Annotated in this window: 14 protein-coding genes; 3 read left to right on the top strand and 11 right to left on the bottom strand. The window is 63.2% G+C overall.

Annotated features, from left to right (window positions below):
* The first annotated feature begins 41 nt into the window (after positions 1 to 41).
* Entirely contained in the window at positions 42 to 2,096 is a 2,055-nt protein-coding gene (locus BLW55_RS17395) for a bifunctional aldolase/short-chain dehydrogenase (protein WP_090329634.1), read from the top strand.
* A 424-nt stretch (positions 2,097 to 2,520) separates the two neighbouring features.
* On the opposite strand, the gene BLW55_RS17390 is transcribed toward BLW55_RS17395, so the two are convergent.
* Genes BLW55_RS17390 through BLW55_RS17380 form a run of 3 tightly spaced genes read right to left on the bottom strand, consistent with a single transcriptional unit; the run spans position 2,521 to position 6,205 of the window.
* Positions 2,521 to 3,576 (bottom strand): substrate-binding domain-containing protein, encoded by a 1,056-nt coding sequence (locus BLW55_RS17390; protein ID WP_090329633.1) that lies wholly within the window; start codon positions 3,574 to 3,576, stop codon positions 2,521 to 2,523.
* 40 nt (positions 3,577 to 3,616) lie between these two features.
* A complete protein-coding gene (locus BLW55_RS17385; RefSeq protein WP_244509121.1) occupies positions 3,617 to 4,684 on the bottom strand; it encodes an ABC transporter permease in 1,068 nt (355 codons plus the stop codon).
* Between the two features lie 3 nt (positions 4,685 to 4,687).
* The gene (locus BLW55_RS17380; protein WP_090329632.1) at positions 4,688 to 6,205 is read right to left on the bottom strand and encodes a sugar ABC transporter ATP-binding protein; all 1,518 of its coding nucleotides are present in this window, start codon (positions 6,203 to 6,205) and stop codon (positions 4,688 to 4,690) included.
* A gap of 292 nt (positions 6,206 to 6,497) precedes the next feature.
* On the opposite strand from BLW55_RS17380, the gene mtnK reads away from it, so the two are divergent.
* Both mtnK and mtnA read left to right on the top strand, forming a co-directional pair.
* Positions 6,498 to 7,763, top strand: coding sequence for an S-methyl-5-thioribose kinase (gene mtnK / locus BLW55_RS17375; protein ID WP_090329631.1), 1,266 nt, complete (start codon positions 6,498 to 6,500; stop codon positions 7,761 to 7,763).
* Positions 7,760 to 8,869 (top strand): S-methyl-5-thioribose-1-phosphate isomerase, encoded by a 1,110-nt coding sequence (gene mtnA, locus BLW55_RS17370; protein ID WP_090329630.1) that lies wholly within the window; start codon positions 7,760 to 7,762, stop codon positions 8,867 to 8,869. The genes mtnK and mtnA overlap by 4 nt, the downstream gene beginning before the upstream one ends.
* Before the next feature lie 128 nt (positions 8,870 to 8,997).
* Here the strand turns inward: mtnA and BLW55_RS17365 are convergent, their stop codons facing one another.
* From BLW55_RS17365 to BLW55_RS17330, 8 genes are all read right to left on the bottom strand, one after another.
* Positions 8,998 to 9,765, bottom strand: coding sequence for an SDR family NAD(P)-dependent oxidoreductase (locus tag BLW55_RS17365; RefSeq protein ID WP_090329629.1), 768 nt, complete (start codon positions 9,763 to 9,765; stop codon positions 8,998 to 9,000).
* 83 nt (positions 9,766 to 9,848) lie between these two features.
* The gene (locus BLW55_RS17360) at positions 9,849 to 10,631 is read right to left on the bottom strand and encodes an SDR family NAD(P)-dependent oxidoreductase (protein ID WP_090329628.1); all 783 of its coding nucleotides are present in this window, start codon (positions 10,629 to 10,631) and stop codon (positions 9,849 to 9,851) included.
* A 2-nt stretch (positions 10,632 to 10,633) separates the two neighbouring features.
* On the bottom strand, positions 10,634 to 11,470 hold the full coding sequence (locus BLW55_RS17355; protein WP_007007857.1) for a purine-nucleoside phosphorylase: 837 nt from the start codon (positions 11,468 to 11,470) through the stop codon (positions 10,634 to 10,636).
* A gap of 23 nt (positions 11,471 to 11,493) precedes the next feature.
* Positions 11,494 to 12,813: an amidohydrolase family protein gene (locus BLW55_RS17350; RefSeq protein WP_090329627.1), complete on the bottom strand. Its 1,320-nt coding sequence runs from the start codon at positions 12,811 to 12,813 to the stop codon at positions 11,494 to 11,496.
* Positions 12,810 to 13,724, bottom strand: a complete 915-nt coding sequence (locus tag BLW55_RS17345; RefSeq protein WP_090329626.1) for an ABC transporter permease — start codon at positions 13,722 to 13,724, stop codon at positions 12,810 to 12,812. The genes BLW55_RS17350 and BLW55_RS17345 overlap by 4 nt, the downstream gene beginning before the upstream one ends.
* On the bottom strand, positions 13,717 to 14,778 hold the full coding sequence (locus BLW55_RS17340; protein WP_090329625.1) for an ABC transporter permease: 1,062 nt from the start codon (positions 14,776 to 14,778) through the stop codon (positions 13,717 to 13,719). The genes BLW55_RS17345 and BLW55_RS17340 overlap by 8 nt, the downstream gene beginning before the upstream one ends.
* Positions 14,775 to 16,310: an ABC transporter ATP-binding protein gene (locus BLW55_RS17335; RefSeq protein WP_090329624.1), complete on the bottom strand. Its 1,536-nt coding sequence runs from the start codon at positions 16,308 to 16,310 to the stop codon at positions 14,775 to 14,777. Before BLW55_RS17335 ends, BLW55_RS17340 begins: the two co-directional genes overlap by 4 nt.
* A 22-nt stretch (positions 16,311 to 16,332) precedes the next feature.
* On the bottom strand, positions 16,333 to 17,343 hold the full coding sequence (locus BLW55_RS17330) for a BMP family ABC transporter substrate-binding protein (RefSeq protein ID WP_007007851.1): 1,011 nt from the start codon (positions 17,341 to 17,343) through the stop codon (positions 16,333 to 16,335).
* Positions 17,344 to 17,366: the final 23 nt, after the last annotated feature.

The raw sequence follows: 17,366 nt of genomic DNA, 5'->3' as shown, positions 1-17,366 counted from the left end.
CGCCGGCAAGCGCAACCCTTCAAGATACTTACGGGACAGACATGCAGAACCTCTGGAAAGACAGCGAAGCCGAAAAGCTTGTCGAGCACTATGCGCAAAAGGGCGTCGCGCGCGATCTGGCGCTGCGCGTCTACACGACCCGCCTTCTGGGCGGCGAGCCGCGCCTTGTCCTGCATGGCGGCGGCAACACCTCGCTCAAGAGCAAGGCCACAGACATTCTGGGCCGCGAATATGATGTGCTCTGCGTCAAGGGCAGCGGCTGGGACATGGGCGTGATCGAGCCGCAGGGCCTGCCGGCGGTGAAGATGGATGCGCTTCTGGCCGCCCGCGCGCTGCCCTCCCTGGCCGACGAAGACATGGTCGCCATGCAGCGCGCCAACCTCATCGATCCGGGTTCCCCGAACCCCTCCATCGAGACGCTGCTGCACGCCTTCCTGCCGCACACATTCGTCGACCACACGCATTCCACCGCCATCCTCGCCCTGGTCGATCAGGAGGATTCCGAAGCGCTCTGTAAAAAAGTGTTCGGCGATCGGCTGGGCTTCGTCCCCTACATCAAGCCGGGCTTCGACCTCGCCAAGGAAGCCGCCGACATCTACGACAAGAACCCATCCGTGGAAGGCCTGATCCTCGACAAGCACGGCATCTTCACCTTCGCCGAAGACGCGAAGACCGCCTACGATCTCATGATCGAGTTCGTCACCATGGCCGAGGATTACGTGGTCGAAAACGGCAAAACGCCCTTCAAGCCGGTGGCGCTGCCGAAGGAGTTGGCCACCCCGTCCGAGATCATGCCCTATCTGCGCGGCGCCATCGCCATCGACGAAGGGGAAGGCAGATATGGCCGCATGGTCTGCGACTTCCGCACCTCGCCAAAAATCCTCGACTATGTGAACGCCGACACGGCCGAAGATCTCGCCACCCGCGGCGTCTCGACGCCTGATCTGTCGATCCGCATCAAGACCGGCCCCATGGTGCTGCCCGCCCCGGAGGCCGGCAAGCTCGATGAATATGGCAAGGTCGTCCGCGAAAAAGTCGCGGAGTTCTCCGACCGCTACAAGGATTATTTCGAGACCAACAACGCTGCCGACGATGTGGAGCGCACCATGCTCGACACCATGCCGCGCCTCACACTGGTGCGCGGGCTCGGCCTCATCGGCCATGGCCGCAGCATGAAGGAGGCGAAGATCGCCGCCGATGTGGGTGAGATGCTGGTGGAAGCCGTCACTGGCGCCGAAGCCATCGGCTCCTTCCATCCGCTCGCGCTCTCCGATCTCTTCGAGCTCGAATACTGGTCTCTCGAACAGGCCAAGCTCGCCTCAAACAAGCCCAAGCCGCTGTCTGGTCAGGTCACGCTGGTCACCGGCGGCGCTGGCGCCATCGGCGCCGCCACGGCAAAGCTCTTCGCCGCACAGGGCGCGCATGTGGTCGTCGTCGACCTGCACGCCGACAAGGCCGAAGAGGTCGCGAAGAACATTGGCAACGCCGCCATCGGCATCGGTGCGGACGTGACCGACGCGGCAGCCGTTCGCGCCGCCTTCGACAAGGCGCGCGATGTGTTCGGCGGTATCGATATCGTCGTTTCCAATGCGGGCGCTGCGTGGGAAGGCAAAATCGGCGATCTGGAAGACGCCACGCTGCGCCAGAGCTTCGAGCTCAACTTCTTCGCGCATCAGAGCGTTGCGCAGAATGCGGTGCGCCTCTTCAAGCAGCAGGGCACCGGCGGCGTGCTCCTCTTCAACGCCTCCAAGCAGGCGGTCAATCCGGGCGCGAATTTCGGCGCTTACGGCCTGCCCAAAGCGGCAACGCTGTTCCTCTCGCGCCAATATGCGCTGGATTACGGCTCCATCGGCGTGCGCTCCAACGCGGTCAATGCCGACCGCATCCGTTCCGGCCTGTTGACCAACGAGATGATCGCCAACCGCTCCACCGCGCGCGGCGTTTCGGAGAAGGATTATATGGGCGGCAATCTTCTCGGCCTCGAGGTGCGTGCCGAGGACGTGGCGCAGGCCTTCCTCAACCACGCCCTCGCCGAGCGCACCACCGCCGACGTCACAACCGTCGACGGCGGCAACATCGCGGCAGCGCTGCGCTGATACAGAGAAACTCGGCAGGCCCCTCATCCGCCTGCCGGCACCTTCTCCCCGTGAACGGGGAGAAGGAGGAAGCTTCGATTTTCACGCCTTCAAGTGCAACGTTGATAAAGCTCCACCGTCATCTCCGCGCTTTCCTTCTCCCCGCCAGCGGGGAGAAGGTGCCGGCAGGCGGATGAGGGGCGCGCGCCAGCGCTGCAAAGGTCGCCCCTCCATTCCGCCCTGGCCCTTCGACAAGCTCAGGATGAGGGCTTTCGTTGCCACTTCACCGCGAGCCACGTATCCCGTTCAAGCGCCCCGTGTCCCTGCCCTTTCCCTCATCCTGAGCTTGTCGAAGGGCCAAGGGAAAGGGCACGCACCATCATCTCCGCGCAAAACAAAAAGGGCGACCCGAAAGCCGCCCTCGTCGATCCATTCTAGCGCTGCCTCAGTCCCGCGCAGGCAGCGGCATCCAGTCCGGCACGGCCACATCGGCATGGGCAAACTGCGGCATCTTCGCCGAGAGATCGTCCATGTTCTTGATGTCGCCGTCGTTCAGCGCCTGCTGGGTGATCAGCGTCGGCGGAACGATGACGCTCTTGCCCGGCTCCTCGCCGGCCAGAAGCATCGCAAGCGCGCGCACCGAAACCTCGCCCACGACGGCAGGGTTCGTGGCCGCCGTCGCCACCCAAGCGCTGCCCGGCTCGCGCATGGCGGAAATGTCAGCCGTCGAAACGTCAGCCGAATAGATCTTGATGCTGTCGGAAAGGCCGGCCTCGTCCACGGCGATCTTCACGCCCTTGGCGAATTCGTCATAGGGCGCGAACATGACCTGGATGTCCGGGTTTGCCGTCACCACCGAGCGCGCCTGGTTGGCCACCGAATTGGCGATCGGATTGTCGAGCGTGCCGAACTGCGCCACTTCCTCAATGCCCGAATATTTTTCCTTGAATTCACGCCAGGTCTCGTCGCGGCGGTCGAGCGGCGCAATGCCGGCCACATAGACATAGCCCGCCTTCCACGCTTCGCCATTGTCGGCAATGGCCTGTTCCAGCGCCAGACGCGCCAGATCCCGGTCGGACTGCTCGATCTGCGGGATCGCATCGTTCTCGACATTCACGTCAAAGGCCACGACCTTGATGCCCGCATCGACGGCGCGCTGTGCGGCTTCCTTCATGGATTCGGTCAGGCCGTGCTGGATGATGATGCCATCAACGCCAAGCGCAATCGCCTGATCCACCATGTCGGCCTGAAGGGCGGCGTCCTGCCGGCTGTCGAGCACGCGCAGGTTCACGCCCAGCGCCTCAGCCTGCTTTTCCACGCCCGAAAGATAGGCCTGAAAGAAATCGCCCGTGGAAAGATAACGCACCAGCGCGATCTCCACATCGCCCGGATTGTCGAATGGCGCGGGTTTGTCCTGCGCGCCGGCGGCTGCCGGCAGAAGCATGGTGGCGCCGGCCAGTGCCGCGGCCATCTTGCCCAGAAGTCTGCGTGAAATTTCCATACTCTTACTCCTCCACTGCCTGTTTTCTCTTGAACGGGCGCTACCGGGCATTCCTCCCCAGAAGCGCAAAGGTGAAGATCAGAGCGATGACGAGCACCGCGCCCTTGACGAAATCCTGCGTGTAATACGGCACGTTCATCATGGTGAGCCCCTGCAGGAGCACGCCCACGAACAGCGCCCCGATGGCCGTTCCAAACGCGTTCGGTTTGGCAGCGCCCAGCACCGCAAAACCGATGAGTGCGGCCGCCACCGCATCCAGAAGCAGGTTGTTGCCCGATGCAATGTCGCCGCGCCCAAGGCGCGCGGCCAGAAGAATGCCGCCGATGGAAGCGAAGACACCGGAAATCACATAGGCCCAGATGCGATAGGCCTTGACCGGCGCGCCGGCGAATTCCGCAGCGCGCGCATTCGATCCCACCGCATACATCATGCGGCCGAACCGCGTGTATTCGAGGAAGAACCAGATCAGGATCGCCAGCACGATCAGCACCACCACCGACGCCGGCACGAGGTTTTCGATAAACAGATCGAACCGGTGCCGCCCAAGCGCCAGAAAGGCCTGGCTGAACGTGCCTTCAGCCGTCGAGCCGTCGGGCAGCGTCATGCCGGTGGCGATGGAGCGTCCTTCGGTCGGGATGCGCTGCAGACCGATCAGCAGAAACATCATGCCGAGCGTGGCCAAAAGATCGGGCACGCGCATGTAGCAGATGATGAGACCGTTTATCAGCCCGACCAGCGCGCCGATGGCGAGACACACCAGAACCGCGACGAGCGCGTTCTGCTCCAGCACCACCATCACATAGGCCGCCGCCATCATGGAGCTTGTGGCGATGGAGCCGATGGAAAGGTCGAAGCCGCCCACCACCAGCGTCGCCGTCACGCCGAGCGCCAGAATGCCGGTGATCGAAACCGATTGCAGAATGAACACCGCCGCCTGCGGCGAGGTGAAACCGCGCGTGGCAAGCGAGAAGAAGACGATCAGGCCCACCAGCAGGCTCAGAAAGCCATAGCGGATTGCCAGCTCGCGCAGCGAGCGGCCGTCTTTCGGCTGCACCAGCGCCTCAGCCGGGGTTTCAACCGGGGTCTTGTCCGCCGTACGGCTGTCCATTCTCTAAACGCTCCCTGCGGGTTCCAGACGCTGGCCGGCCACTTCGGCCAACAGCCGGTCCATATCCACGTCGGCATTGCGATGCTCGCCGACAATCGTGTTCTCGGACATGACGAGGATGCGGTCCGCCGTCTCCAGCGCCTCGTCCAGTTCGGTCAGAAAGACCAGTGTCGCGCGGTCGCCCGCACTTTCGCGCAGCTTGGCCGCGATGTCATGGCGCGCGGCAATGTCCACGCCCTGAAACGGTTCGTCGAGGATGAGCAACCGCGAAGGTTGCGTCAGCCAGCGCGCCACCGTCACCTTCTGCTGGTTGCCGCCTGAAAGCGTTGCCAGATCGTCGCGCTCGGAGCGGCACACGATCTTGAGGTCCGCAATCTGCTCGCGCGCGGTCTGCCGCTCGGCCCGCCGCCGCGTCACGCTCATGTTCGAGAAGCGCGGCAGAAACGGCAGGCTCATATTCTCATAGATGTTGAACTCCGGCACGATGCCGGTGGACGCGCGGTCCTTGGCGACAAGGAAAACGCCGTCCCTGACCGCGCTCGCCGGCGTTTTGGGCGCATAGGCCCTGCCATCGAGCTGCATGGAGCCGGCGAGCGGCGTATGAATGCCGAACAGCGTTTCGGCAAGCCGCGTCTTGCCGACGCCCACAAGCCCCGTCACCGCCACAACCTCGCCAGCGCCGAGTTCCATGGAAAGCGATTTCGCGCCCGGTGCGATGCGCAGATCGCGGACCGAGAAAACCGGCGCGCCGGCAGCGCGCGCATCGATGCTGTGAAGGCCGAGATTCTGGCCCAGCATGGCGTTCACCGCGCCTTCATAGTCGAGCGGCTTCTCGTCGAACTGTCCGACGATGGCCCCGTCGCGCAGGCTGACAATGCGATCGGCCAGACGGCGAATGTCCGACATGCGATGCGAAATGTAGAGAATGGCGACGCCGCGCGCCCGAAGCCGCTCGATCAGCGCAAAAAGCCGTTCGGCCTCATGGCTCGAAAGCGAAGAGGTGGGCTCGTCGAGGATCATCACCTGCGGTTCATGCGCCATGGCGCGTGCGATGGCCACCATCTGCCGGTCGGCGAGCGGCAGGTCGGTCACCTCGGCGCTGAGGTCGATCCCGAGCCCCATGCGCTCGGCCACCTCGCGCGCCTCGCGCCGCACCTTTCGTGGATTGAAGAAAAAGCCGCTACCAGCGCCATTCAGCCGGTCGAGCACCAGATTGCTGGCCACGTCGAGCGCGCCCACCACACCGTCATTGATGTTCTGGTGCACCGTCACCACGCCAGCGCGCATCGCTTCTGCCGGGGTAGCGGGAGAGAAGGGTTTGTCGCCCAGCATCATCATGCCACGGTCAGCGCGATGAACGCCGCTCATGACCTTGACCAGCGTCGACTTGCCGGCACCGTTGGCACCCATCAGAACCGTCACCTCGCCGGCGCGCAGGTCGAGCCCCACTCCACGCAACACAGCGTTGGGTCCAAATGCCTTTGTCAGGCCGGCAATGCGAAAGATGGCGTTGTCGCCCATGCTCTCCTCCCAATGTGACGCTAACAGGTAACAAGCATTTGTCAACATGATTGACAAATGACAGAGCCTTGGTAGCGTATCGCCTGAACTGACGGCATGAGAGGGTGGTGGTCACCAGTCTCGGTCTGCGCCTTTCACGCTTCCCCTTTCTGCAGGATCGGGGAGCACGATGAACAGGTTGGGCTCGTGCTTCTTCTCCCTTCCGGAGAGAAAATTTGTGCGGGAACACTGGCAGATACAGGACGCGCGCCATCCATCGCCGGTTCAGGCGCGAAAGGGAGGAGTTGGAGAGATGAAAGAGAACGCCTTCGAGGCCCTGACGGTGGAGACCCTGCCGGAGCGCCTTGGCAACATTCCGGAGATTGCCGGCCGCCTCGGCGGCGCACCGGCGGGCTGGAAGGTCCGCGAGGTGGGAGACGGCAATCTCAATCTCGTCTTCATCGTCGAGGGCGGCAGCGAAACGCTCATCATCAAGCAGGCGCTGCCCTATGTCCGCTTGGTCGGCGATAGCTGGCCGCTTCCGCTGAAGCGCTCCTTCTTCGAATATCACGCGCTGACCCGCCAGGAAGAGCGCGCGCCGGGAACCGTGCCTGCCGTGCATTATTTCGATGAAACGCAGGCGCTGATTGCGATGGAGTTTCTTTCACCGCACATCATTCTCCGCCGCGCCCTCATCGAAGGGCAGGAACTGCCGAAGATCGGCCGCGATCTCGGCCTGTTCATGGCGCGCACCCTCTTCCGAGGGTCCGACCTTTCCATGAAAGCGGCAGACCGCAAGGCCGATCTCGCCCTCTTCGCGGACAATATCGACCTATGCGACATCACGGAAAATCTCGTCTTTTCCGATCCCTATTTCGAAGCGCCGATGAACCGGCACACACCGGGTCTCGACGCGCTGGTGAAGGAACTGCGTTCAGACCGCGATCTGAAGGTCGAAGCGCAGCGCATGAAGCACCTCTTCGTATCGAAAGCCGAGACCATGGTGCATGGCGACCTGCATTCGGGCTCCGTCATGGTCACGCCGGACGACACGCGCATCATCGACCCCGAATTCGCCTTCTACGGCCCCATGGCCTTCGATGTCGGCATGCTCATCGCCAATTACTGGATGGCCTATTTCTCGCAGCGCGGCCATGAAGAGAATGGCAGCCGCGCCTCTATGCGCGCCTATCTTCTGCGCGTTATCGAGGAAACGTGGAGTACTTTCCGCGACGAGTTCGCCCATCTGTGGCGCACCGAGCGCAGCGGGATTCTCTATCAGGCCGCCCTATATGAAGATCAGGATGACGGGCTTGCCTCCGAACAGGCGCTCAACCACGTGATCCACGATCTGTGGACCGACATGCTTGGCTTTGCCGGCATCGAGATGCACCGCCGCATTCTGGGCCTCGCCCACAATGCCGACTTCGAGGACATCGCCGACGAGAGCCTGCGCGCTTCGTGTGAAGCACCGGCGCTGAAATTCGGTCGCCACATCGTCGTCAATCGCAACAAGATTCAATCGCTCGCCGAGCTCGACCGGCTGGCGGAAGCACTCGATCAGGGGAAATTGTCATGAAGGTTGGAGACAGGCACTACCGCACCATCTGGGTGAACGAGGATGGCTGGTCTGTCGATCTCATCGACCAGCGCTGGCTGCCGCACGAGTTGCGCATCGAAAACGTGCGCACCGTCGAAGGCATCGCCACGGCCATTCGCGATATGTGGGTGCGCGGCGCGCCGCTGATCGGCGTCACCGCCGCCTATGGCGTTGCCATGCGCATGCGCGAGGATGCTTCCGATGCCGCACTCGATGCGGTGTGGGAACAGCTCCACGAGACACGCCCCACCGCGATCAATCTGCGCTGGGCGCTGGATGAAATGCGCGGCCTCCTGCGCGACATTCCCGAGGCCGACCGCGCCGCGGCGGCCTACAAGCGCGCCGCCGAGATCGCCGATGAGGATGTGGAATTGAACCGCAGCATCGGCCGGAACGGGCTGGAAATCATTCGCGAGATCGCCGCCCGCAAGAAGCCCGGCGAGCCGGTCAACATTCTCACCCACTGCAATGCCGGCTGGCTGGCCACCGTCGATTTCGGCACCGCCACCTCGCCCATCTACCACGCGGTGGAAGAAGGCATTGCCGTTCATGTCTATGTGGACGAAACCCGCCCACGCAATCAGGGCGCCCAACTCACCGCGTGGGAGATGGCCGGTCACGGCGTGCCGCACACGCTGGTGGTGGACAATGCCGGCGGGCACCTGATGCAGCATGGCATGGTCGACATGGTGATCGTCGGCACCGACCGCACCACCGCCGATGGCGATGTGTGCAACAAGATCGGCACCTATCTGAAGGCGCTGGCGGCAAAAGACAACAACGTCCCCTTCTATGTCGCACTGCCCTCGCCCACCATCGACTGGACGGTGCATGACGGCGTGAAGGAGATTCCCATCGAGGAACGTTCGGGCGACGAAGTCTCGCTGGTCTGGGGCAAGGATGAGGACGGCAAGGTTCGGCAGGTGCGGATTTCGCCCGAGGCATCGCCTGCCGGAAATCCCGCCTTCGACGTGACGCCGGCACGGCTTGTCACCGGTCTCATCACCGAGCGCGGCATCGCCGATGCCTCACCAGAAGGGCTCGCCAAGCTCTTCCCCGACCGGGCGAAATCGGACGCTGCGTGAATTTCAGAAAACGATTCAGAAATCCGGGAAAATCGCCTGTTTCTGAATCGTTTTCGGGAATTATCAGGCGTTTTCCGGAAAACTGAAAACCGCCGCTTTGGCACTAACCAAAGCGGCGGTTTTTTACATCAATAAGGCGTGTCGCCACCATCAATGGTGATGGACTGTCCGCGGATGATCGTTGCCGCATCCGACAACAGGAAGACAATCACACGTCCCACCTCGACCGGCTGGATGTGACGGCCAAGCTGTGCGGGAACCATCTGCTTCATCATCTCTTCCGACTTCGCCGCATCGCCACCGACGATGAAGTCAGCCACGGTCTTGAGCATGTCGGTTGCCACGCCGCCCGGGCACACGGCATTGACGTTGATGCCGCGTGCTGCCCATTCGAGCGAGAGCGAGCGGGTCAGGTTGATCACCGCCGCCTTGGAGGCGTTGTAGCCGGCCATATTGGGATAGCCGACCTTGCCGGCATTGGAGGCGATGTTGACGATCGCGCCGCCCTTTTCCATCTGGCGCGCGGCTGCCTGCGAGGCGAGCAGAACCCCCTTCACATTGACCGCCATTTCGAGATCGACATCGTCTCCGGTGAGCTTGTCTGCTGCCCCAAGCCGCACAACGCCGGCATTGTTGACGAGCCCGTCGAGCCTGCCCATGTGGGCGACCACCTCGGCGAATGCGGCCTCCATGCTGGCGCTGTCGGTCACGTCGCTTGCAGCCGCGATGACATTGGGTTCGCCGCCAAGATCCTTGAGTGCCGCTTCGAGTTTTGGCCCCGGCAGATCGAGCAGCGCCACGCGCCCGCCCGCCTCGATGATTGCCTGAGCGATGCCACGTCCAATGCCGCCGGCTGCCCCGGTAACCGCGATGACCTTGCCTTCAAGTGCCTTCATTCCAAGCCCCTGTCATTCTTCGGAACCCACCTCACGGTCTGATTCCGATTCTTGTTGTAATTGTCTGTTTCAGCTTTGTTTTCTCACCAGGTCGAGCGGGCGCTGACGCCACCATCGACCGTGATGTTCGTCCCGCTCACCCAGCGCGAAGCCTCGGAGAGAAGGAAGAGCGCAGCGTCGCCGATATCCTCCGGCTGGCCGAGCCGGCCAAGCGGTGCCGCTTCCTTCCAGCGGTTCACACCTTCGGGCCATCCTTCCTCGATGCCGTCGCGGTGGATCAGGCCGGGCGAGACGGAATTGACGCGAATGCCAAGCCCGCCAAGCTCCAGCGCTGCCGCCTTGGTGAACATCAAGAGCGCTGCCTTGGAGGCCGCATAATGGGCATGGCCGGGGGCCGGCTGATGCCCTTCGATGGAGGCAATGTTGACGACCGCACCACCGCCACCGCGCGTCTCCACATGGTCGGCAAAAGCGCGCGTCAGGAGAAACGGCGCGCCGGTGTTGATCGCCATCATCTGCGCCCAGCCGGCCTCGTCAATCTCCCGCAAAGCCTCGACTGGCTGGAAGCCGGCATTGTTGACCACGCCGTGAACAGCTCCGAATTTTTCAAGCGCCGCTTTCATGAGAGAGGCCGCTTCGGCTTCCTTCGAAAGGTCACCGCCGGCAGCAAACGCCCGCGCGCCAAGTTCGCCGGCAAGCGCCTCGGCGGCGCTTTTGTTGCCATTGTAATGACACACCACATTCGCACCCGCCTCATGCAGCCGCCGTGCGATGCCGCCGCCAACGCCGCCGCTGGCGCCAGTGACGATGATCGTGCGACCGGCGAGATCAAGCAGGGATGCGACGGGTGGGATGGTTGCAGCCATGATCAGGCTCCTTTCAGGTTGGGCAGAAGCTTGGCCAGGATCGCCTCGATTTTGCGCCCGGCAATTTCGGCATTGGCAAACACGTCTTCGATCGTGTCCGGCTGCTGGTCGGGACCGCCGGTCGCCTTGTTGGTGATGGCCGAAAGCCCGATGACGGGCAGCGATGCGTGGCCGGCGGCAATCACCTCGGTGACCGTCGACATGCCGACGGCATCCGAGCCGGAAGCGCGGTAATAGCGACGCTCCGCCGAGGTTTCGAGGGACGGCCCCAGAACGCCCGCATAGATGCCCTGCCGCACGGCAATGCCAGCCGCATCCGCCGCTTTGCGCGTGAGCTCGAGCAGGTCAGGATCATAGGCGCGCGACATATCGGGAAAGCGCAGGCCGATGGCGTCGTCATTGGGGCCGACCAGCGGGTTCAGCCCCGTGAAATTCATGTGATCCTCGATGAGCATCACGTCTCCGGGATCGTAATCGGGATTGAGCGAGCCGGCGGCATTGGTGACGATGAGCGTTTCGGCACCGAGGCGCTTGAGCAGATAGACGGCAAGAGCGATGTCGCGCGGCGACCAGCCTTCGTAAAGATGCAGCCGGCCCTGCATCATGATCACGCGCTGGCCCTCCAGGTTGCCGATCACGAAAGCGCCCTTGTGGCCGGGTGCGGTGGAGACCGGAAAGCCCTCGACCTCTCCGTAAGGGATCGTGACGGCATCCTCCACCCGGTCGGCAAGCTGGCCGAGCCCCGAACCCAGCATGATGGCGATGGGTGCTGGCGCGCCTGCCCGCTTGGCGATGGATGCATGGGCGCGCTCAAGACGCGCGAGTTGGCTTTCGCTCATTTCATTCTCCCAGGGTTTTACTGTCAGGCCACGGTGGCGGCGATGCGCGGCGCGAGCTCTGCCACTGCGTCCAGCGTGTCGTCGATCGTGTGGCGGGTGAGCACGCCATCGCGCACCACCTGCTCGCCACCGACGAACACATGGCGCACGTCGGATTTGGCGGTGGAATAAACGAGATGGGTGACGGGATCGAACATCGGCACCGCATGCGGGCGCTTCACATCGATCAGGATCATGTCGGCGAGCTTGCCCTTCTCCAGACTGCCCAGCCTGTCGGCCGCGCCCAGCGCCCGCGCGCCGGAGCGTGTCGCCATCCCGAGCGCCTCATGGGTGGAGACGGCATCGGCCCGCTGGCTCGCGCCCTTGTGTAGCGTGGCCGCCAGCCGCAACGCCATCCACATGTCGAGGTCATTGCCGCTGATCGCACCATCGGTTCCGAGTGCGACATGGACACCGGCTGCCAGCATGTCGGGTATGCGGGCAATGCCGGAGGCGAGCTTCAGGTTGGACATGGGATTGTGGGAGACGGTCGTGCCCGTGCGCGCCAGAATGGCGATTTCCTCATCGTCCAGATGGACGCAATGGGCGAGCGTCGTACGCTCATCAAGGAGATCAAGATGATCAAGATGGCGGATGACGGAACTGCCATAGCGGCCTTCCACATCGGCCTGTTCAGCCTTGGTTTCCGCCGCATGCGTGCTGAAGAGCCCACCGTGTTTGTTTGTGATGTCTCTGGCCGTCTTCAGGTTTTCGGGCCCCACCGTATAGGCTCCGTGGGGCATGGTTGCCGGGAAGACATCGTCTGCACTCGCAAACGCTTCAAAGAACGCCTCGGCGCTGGCAATGCGGTCATCGAGTGTTGCGCCGTCCACACCCGGCCCATCGAAGAAGATGCCCCCTGTCGACACCCGCATGCCCACTTCGCGCGCGGCGCGAACCGTCTCTACCGGATACCAGAACATGTCCATCGTGCTGGTGACACCGGAAAGAAGCAGTTCGGAAAAGCCCAGAAGGCTGCCGAGATGCGAAGTCTGCGGGTTGAGGATCGCGCCTTCGGCGGTCCACACCTTCTGCAGCCACGGCTCCAGCGGCAGATCCTCCACCAGACCGCGAAACAGGCTGTCGGCGGCATGGCAATGGCTGTTGATCAGCCCCGGCATCAGGATGTGTCCGCTTCCGTCAATGACATTGCTGGCGTTTTGCGCGGCCTGTTCAAGTGCTGTGCTCTCGCCAATCTGCGTGATGCGGCCATTTGAGACCGCAACGCCGCCATTTTGGATCACCGTCTGCTTTTCATCGCAGGTCACGACAATGGCGTTTTTGACAACCAGATCGACGGTCATGAAGCATCTCCTTTTGCGCGTCTTGCCCGCCACCATGACAGGGCAACCAGCACGATAAGGGTCGCCAGATACGGCATCATGTCGGTGAACTGCTGGGCAAGCCCCAGACCTTGCACGCGGAAGGACAGGCTGTCGACGGCACCGAACAGAAGCGCGATGAAGAAGAGCGGCCACGGGCGGCCACGGGTCAAGAGCACCGCGACAACGGCGATCCAGCCGCGCCCGGCGCTCATGTTCTCAACGAAGAGATTGACATTGGCGATGGAAAGCTGCGCCCCGCCCAGACCGCAGAGCGCGCCACAGGCAATGAGCGCCAGAAGCTGAACCCGTTTTGGACTGACGCCGCCGGCCCGCAGCGCCTGAGGGTTTTCACCCGCCGCGCGAATGCGCAGGCCAAGGCGGTGACGGGCGAGAAACACATGCAGGAACGGAACGCTGAGAAGCGCCAGATAGAAGGGTAACGCCTGGCCGCTCAGGATCGGGCCAAGGAGCGGCACATTTTCGATGAAAGGCAGGCGAATGGGCGAAAACCCGGCAATCGCCGGGTCGCTGAAGGCGCCCGTGACATCAAAAATAGCGCGCAGGAAGAAGGTGGTGAGACCCGCTGCCAGAAGGTTGATGGCGATGGAAACGACGATGGAATCGCCGCCGCGCCGCACATTGAACTCGGCGAAAACAACCCCAAGCGCCATGCCGGCCACCATGGCGGTGAGAGCGCCGATATAGGGCGTGCCGGAGAAATAGGCCCCCAGCACCGCCGCGAACGCGCCCACGAGCAAAAAACCTTCCAGCGCGATGTTGAAGACACCGGCCCGCTCGCACAGCGCACCACCAAGAGCGGCCAGAAGGATGGGCGTGACAAAGCGTGGAATGGAGGCGGCGAAGGAGGGATCGGCGATCAGCTCAAACATGGCCGTCTCCATCGCCCCGTGAGGCCGTCAGCGCGCCGGAAACGCGGCTCGCGACAAAGAGGATGATGACCGCCTGCACCACCAGCGCGATCTCCTTGGGAACGCCTGCCGCCCGCTCCATGCCGGCGGCACCCGTCTGAACGGCGGCAAAGAAGAAGCCGGAAATCGGCACCGCCCAGGGCACCATGCCAACCAGCAGCACTGCGATGATGCCGGTCCACGCATAGAGCGGCTGCACCAGCATGCCGTCGATATAGCGGTGGTGAATGCCGAACACGGCGATTGCGCCAACCATGCCCGCAATCGCACCGCTGAGCGCCAGTGTCTGCAGGGTGAGCCTTCGCACCGGCAGGCCGACCGTGCGGGCGAAATCGGGTGAAAGCCCGTTGAGCCGCGTGTGATAGCCGTGGACGGTCCAATAGCTGTAGATCAGCGCAAAGGCTGCCGCCACTGCCGTGAAGAGGATGCCTATGTCGAGCCGGGTTCCCGGAAAATAGGCAAACCAGGTTTCCTGCGGCACGAGATGCGACTGCACCATGCCCGACTGCACGTCGCGATAAGGATGGGCCACCAGATAGGAGGCAATGTAGCGGATCGGATAATTGAGGAGAAGCGAACCGACAAGGAGCGGCACGCCCATGAAGAGCTGGAGCACACCGGCAAGCAGCGCCCACAAGGCGCCGGCCAGCATGGCAGCCAGGATCGCCACGACAAGCACAAGCAGCGGCGGCCCCGGCAGGAGCACGCCAACCAGCGCTGCCACCAGCCCGCCGGCGACAAGCTGCCCCTCGCCGCCAATGTTGAACAGCCCTGCCCGAAAGCTCAGCATGACCGAAAGCGCCATGCCGACAATCAGCGCCGAGCGGCTGAGCGTCGCCATAAGATAGGCGTTTCTGCGCCCGCCGAAAGCGCCGTTCCAGAAACCCGAAAGCGCCTCGCCCACCGGCGCACCGACAAAGAGCAGCAGCGCCAGAATGATCGCGGCGATCCACAGGAAGGTGAAGAGCCATGGCAGCGCGCTGCGGGTGGCCTTGCCGGCATCGAAAGCCATCATGCAGCAGCTCCCGGCGAAGCCGCGCCCAGCGCATCGGCGGCGCGCGATGTCATCAAAGCGCCGACGCGGTCGCGGCTGGCTTCGCCGCCATCCACCTCTCCGGCGATGGCGCCGTCATACATGACCAGAATGCGGTCGGACAATGCGATCACCTCGTCGAGCTCGGTGGAAACCAGAAGAATGGCGTGGCCCGCATCGCGCATGCGCATCAACTCGCCATGGATGAAATCGATGGCGCCGATATCGACACCCCATGTGGGATTTTCGGCGATCACCAGCGGCGTGTTGCGCGAAAGTTCGCGCCCGACCACGAGCTTCTGCTTGTTGCCGCCCGACATGGTGGAGGCGGAAGCGCGCGGACCGGCCACGCGAATGCGATAGCGCTCGATCAGGGAGCGCGCATATTGGGCCATGGCCCCGTGTTTCAGGAACGGCCCGACGGTGAAAGCGCCCGCATCGTCGCGGCCCGCATTGGCGTTTTCACTGACGGAGGCGCGAAGGGCGAGCCCCATGCGCTGCCGGTCTTCGGGGATGTAGCTCATGCCGCCCTGCCGGCGCGCCTCCACATCCAGTTTTTGTATCTCGTTTCCGCACAGGGTGATGGAGCCAGAACGCACGAGCTCAAGCCCTGTCAGCGCGCGGATGAGCTCGGCCTGGCCATTGCCGCTGACGCCGGCAATTCCGACAATCTCGCCTGCCCGAAGGTCGAACGAAACCGGGCCGACGTCACGGCCCCGCCGCGCGACGGTGAGGCCATCGACGGCAAGCACCGTTTCGCCGGGCGAAAGCTGCTTGCGGGTTCTGGCCGCCGGGAGATCGCCGCCGACAATGCCGCGGGCAATCTCTTCCTTCGAGGTTTCGGCAAGCGATGAGGAGGCGACAAGACGCCCTGCCCGCATCACGCTCACCCGGTCGGCGATCTCCATCACCTCATCAAGCTTGTGGGTGATCAAGACAATCGCCTTGCCCGCCTCGCGGAAGCTCTTGAGCGTTGCGAAAAGCCGGTCCTTCTCCTGCGGGGTGAGCACGGCGGTCGGCTCGTCGAGGATCAAGACTTCGGCCTCGCGGTAGAGAACTTTGAGGATCTCCACCGCCTGCCGCTCGCCAACGGAAAGGCGGCCGACGCGCCGGTCGAGATCGATGGCGACACCATGGGTTTTGGCGATTTCATCGAGGCGCGACCGCGCGCGGGCGAAATCGACAAAGCCGAAGCGACCCACCGGCTCTGCGCACAAGACGATGTTTTCAAGCACCGTCATCTCTTCCTGCAGCATGAAGTGCTGATGCACCATGCCCAGCCCATGGGCTATGGCATCCTGCGGCGAGGCCCAGCGGTGCGCCTTACCATCCAGACTGATCGTGCCGCTTGCCGGCGTGACCAGACCGAACAGCGCGTTCATCAGGGTGGATTTGCCAGCGCCGTTTTCGCCGAGAAGCGCGTGGATTTCGCCCGGCTTGATGCCGAGCGAAACGCTGTCCACGGCCGTGACCGGGCCAAAGCGGACGGTGACGTCCTGCAGGTCGATGCGCATGATGCGTGCTGCTCTGGCGCGCTTATTTGGCGAACATCGGGTCTTCGAGTTTTAGCGAGCCATCCTCGATCTGGCCTGCAACCTCACGCATCTTGGCCGCCACCTCCGGATGGTCTGCAATGAGACAGCCACTGTCGGCCAGTTCGTCTTCCTCAAGCGCGATGGTCGATACGCCCCCTTCCTTGAGGCCGAGCGCCATGGTGAGCTTCTTCTCGCCTTCGAGGATTGCGCCGATGGCCTGAACCATGGCGTTGTCGACGCGCTTCAGCGTGACATCGACCACGTGGCCGGGCGCATTGGGGCACTGGTTCACGTCGACGGAATAGACGTCGAAATCCTTTTCCTTCGCCGCCTCGAAGACCCCGAAATCACCGCCCGATGTGGCTGTAAAAATCTGGTCGGCGCCGGCAGCGTTCATGGCCACGGCCTGTTCCTTGGCGCGCACCGGGTCGGCAAACGGGTTCTCGCCACCCACCCAGCGAATATCGACAGAGGCGTCGGCATTCACCGACTTTACGCCATCGGCATAGGCATCCGTGTAGCGATGCAGGAAGGGAATATCGAGCGCGCCGACCACGCCGACCTTGTTGCTCTCGGTCAGCATGCCGGCGGCAACACCCACGAGATAGCTCGCCTCATATTCGCGGAAGACCGCGCAATGCACATTGTCCGGCCGGTCGTCGATGCACTGGTCGACGATCAGGAACTGCGTGTCGGGCGCGGTGGGCGCGACCTGTTTGACGATGTCGTTGAACTCGAAACCGAGGAGCACGACAATGTCTGCGCCTTCGTTGACGGCGGCATTGACGTTTTCGAGACGGTCGGCCGCCGTGCGGCTCTCATAGGTTTCGACATCCGCACCGTATTTCTCGCCCGCCTCCTCAATGCCGGCCTGGCCAAGCTTCAGGAACGCGTTGACGCCGATCTGGTCGGGGGAGACATAGACGAAGAACTTGTCCGCTGCAGAAGCAGGCACAGTGAATGCCGCCGTCGCCAGAAGCCCCACTGCCAACCAGTTTTTCAAACCCCTCATGACCACTCCTCCCTGTTTGGCCT

The sequence above is a fragment of the Nitratireductor aquibiodomus genome (assembly GCF_900105565.1).
Lineage (GTDB): Bacteria > Pseudomonadota > Alphaproteobacteria > Rhizobiales > Rhizobiaceae > Nitratireductor > Nitratireductor aquibiodomus.
The sequence above is the reverse complement of the archived record's forward strand: the minus strand, read 5'-3'. Positions and strand labels throughout refer to the sequence as shown.

Bases quoted from the DNA above. Each gene is read 5' to 3' on its own strand.
- mtnK (WP_090329631.1), top strand. From the start codon at position 6,498: ATGAAAGAGAACGCCTTCGAGGCCCTGACGGTGGAGACCCTGCCGGAG.
- BLW55_RS17355 (WP_007007857.1), bottom strand. From the start codon at position 11,470: ATGAGCGAAAGCCAACTCGCGCGTCTTGAGCGCGCCCATGCATCCATC.
- BLW55_RS17360 (WP_090329628.1), bottom strand. From the start codon at position 10,631: ATGGCTGCAACCATCCCACCCGTCGCATCCCTGCTTGATCTCGCCGGT.
- BLW55_RS17395 (WP_090329634.1), top strand. From the start codon at position 42: ATGCAGAACCTCTGGAAAGACAGCGAAGCCGAAAAGCTTGTCGAGCAC.
- mtnA (WP_090329630.1), top strand. From the start codon at position 7,760: ATGAAGGTTGGAGACAGGCACTACCGCACCATCTGGGTGAACGAGGAT.
- BLW55_RS17340 (WP_090329625.1), bottom strand. From the start codon at position 14,778: ATGATGGCTTTCGATGCCGGCAAGGCCACCCGCAGCGCGCTGCCATGG.
- BLW55_RS17345 (WP_090329626.1), bottom strand. From the start codon at position 13,724: ATGTTTGAGCTGATCGCCGATCCCTCCTTCGCCGCCTCCATTCCACGC.
- BLW55_RS17330 (WP_007007851.1), bottom strand. From the start codon at position 17,343: ATGAGGGGTTTGAAAAACTGGTTGGCAGTGGGGCTTCTGGCGACGGCG.
- BLW55_RS17385 (WP_244509121.1), bottom strand. From the start codon at position 4,684: ATGGACAGCCGTACGGCGGACAAGACCCCGGTTGAAACCCCGGCTGAG.
- BLW55_RS17365 (WP_090329629.1), bottom strand. From the start codon at position 9,765: ATGAAGGCACTTGAAGGCAAGGTCATCGCGGTTACCGGGGCAGCCGGC.
- BLW55_RS17390 (WP_090329633.1), bottom strand. From the start codon at position 3,576: ATGGAAATTTCACGCAGACTTCTGGGCAAGATGGCCGCGGCACTGGCC.
- BLW55_RS17380 (WP_090329632.1), bottom strand. From the start codon at position 6,205: ATGGGCGACAACGCCATCTTTCGCATTGCCGGCCTGACAAAGGCATTT.
- BLW55_RS17335 (WP_090329624.1), bottom strand. From the start codon at position 16,310: ATGCGCATCGACCTGCAGGACGTCACCGTCCGCTTTGGCCCGGTCACG.
- BLW55_RS17350 (WP_090329627.1), bottom strand. From the start codon at position 12,813: ATGACCGTCGATCTGGTTGTCAAAAACGCCATTGTCGTGACCTGCGAT.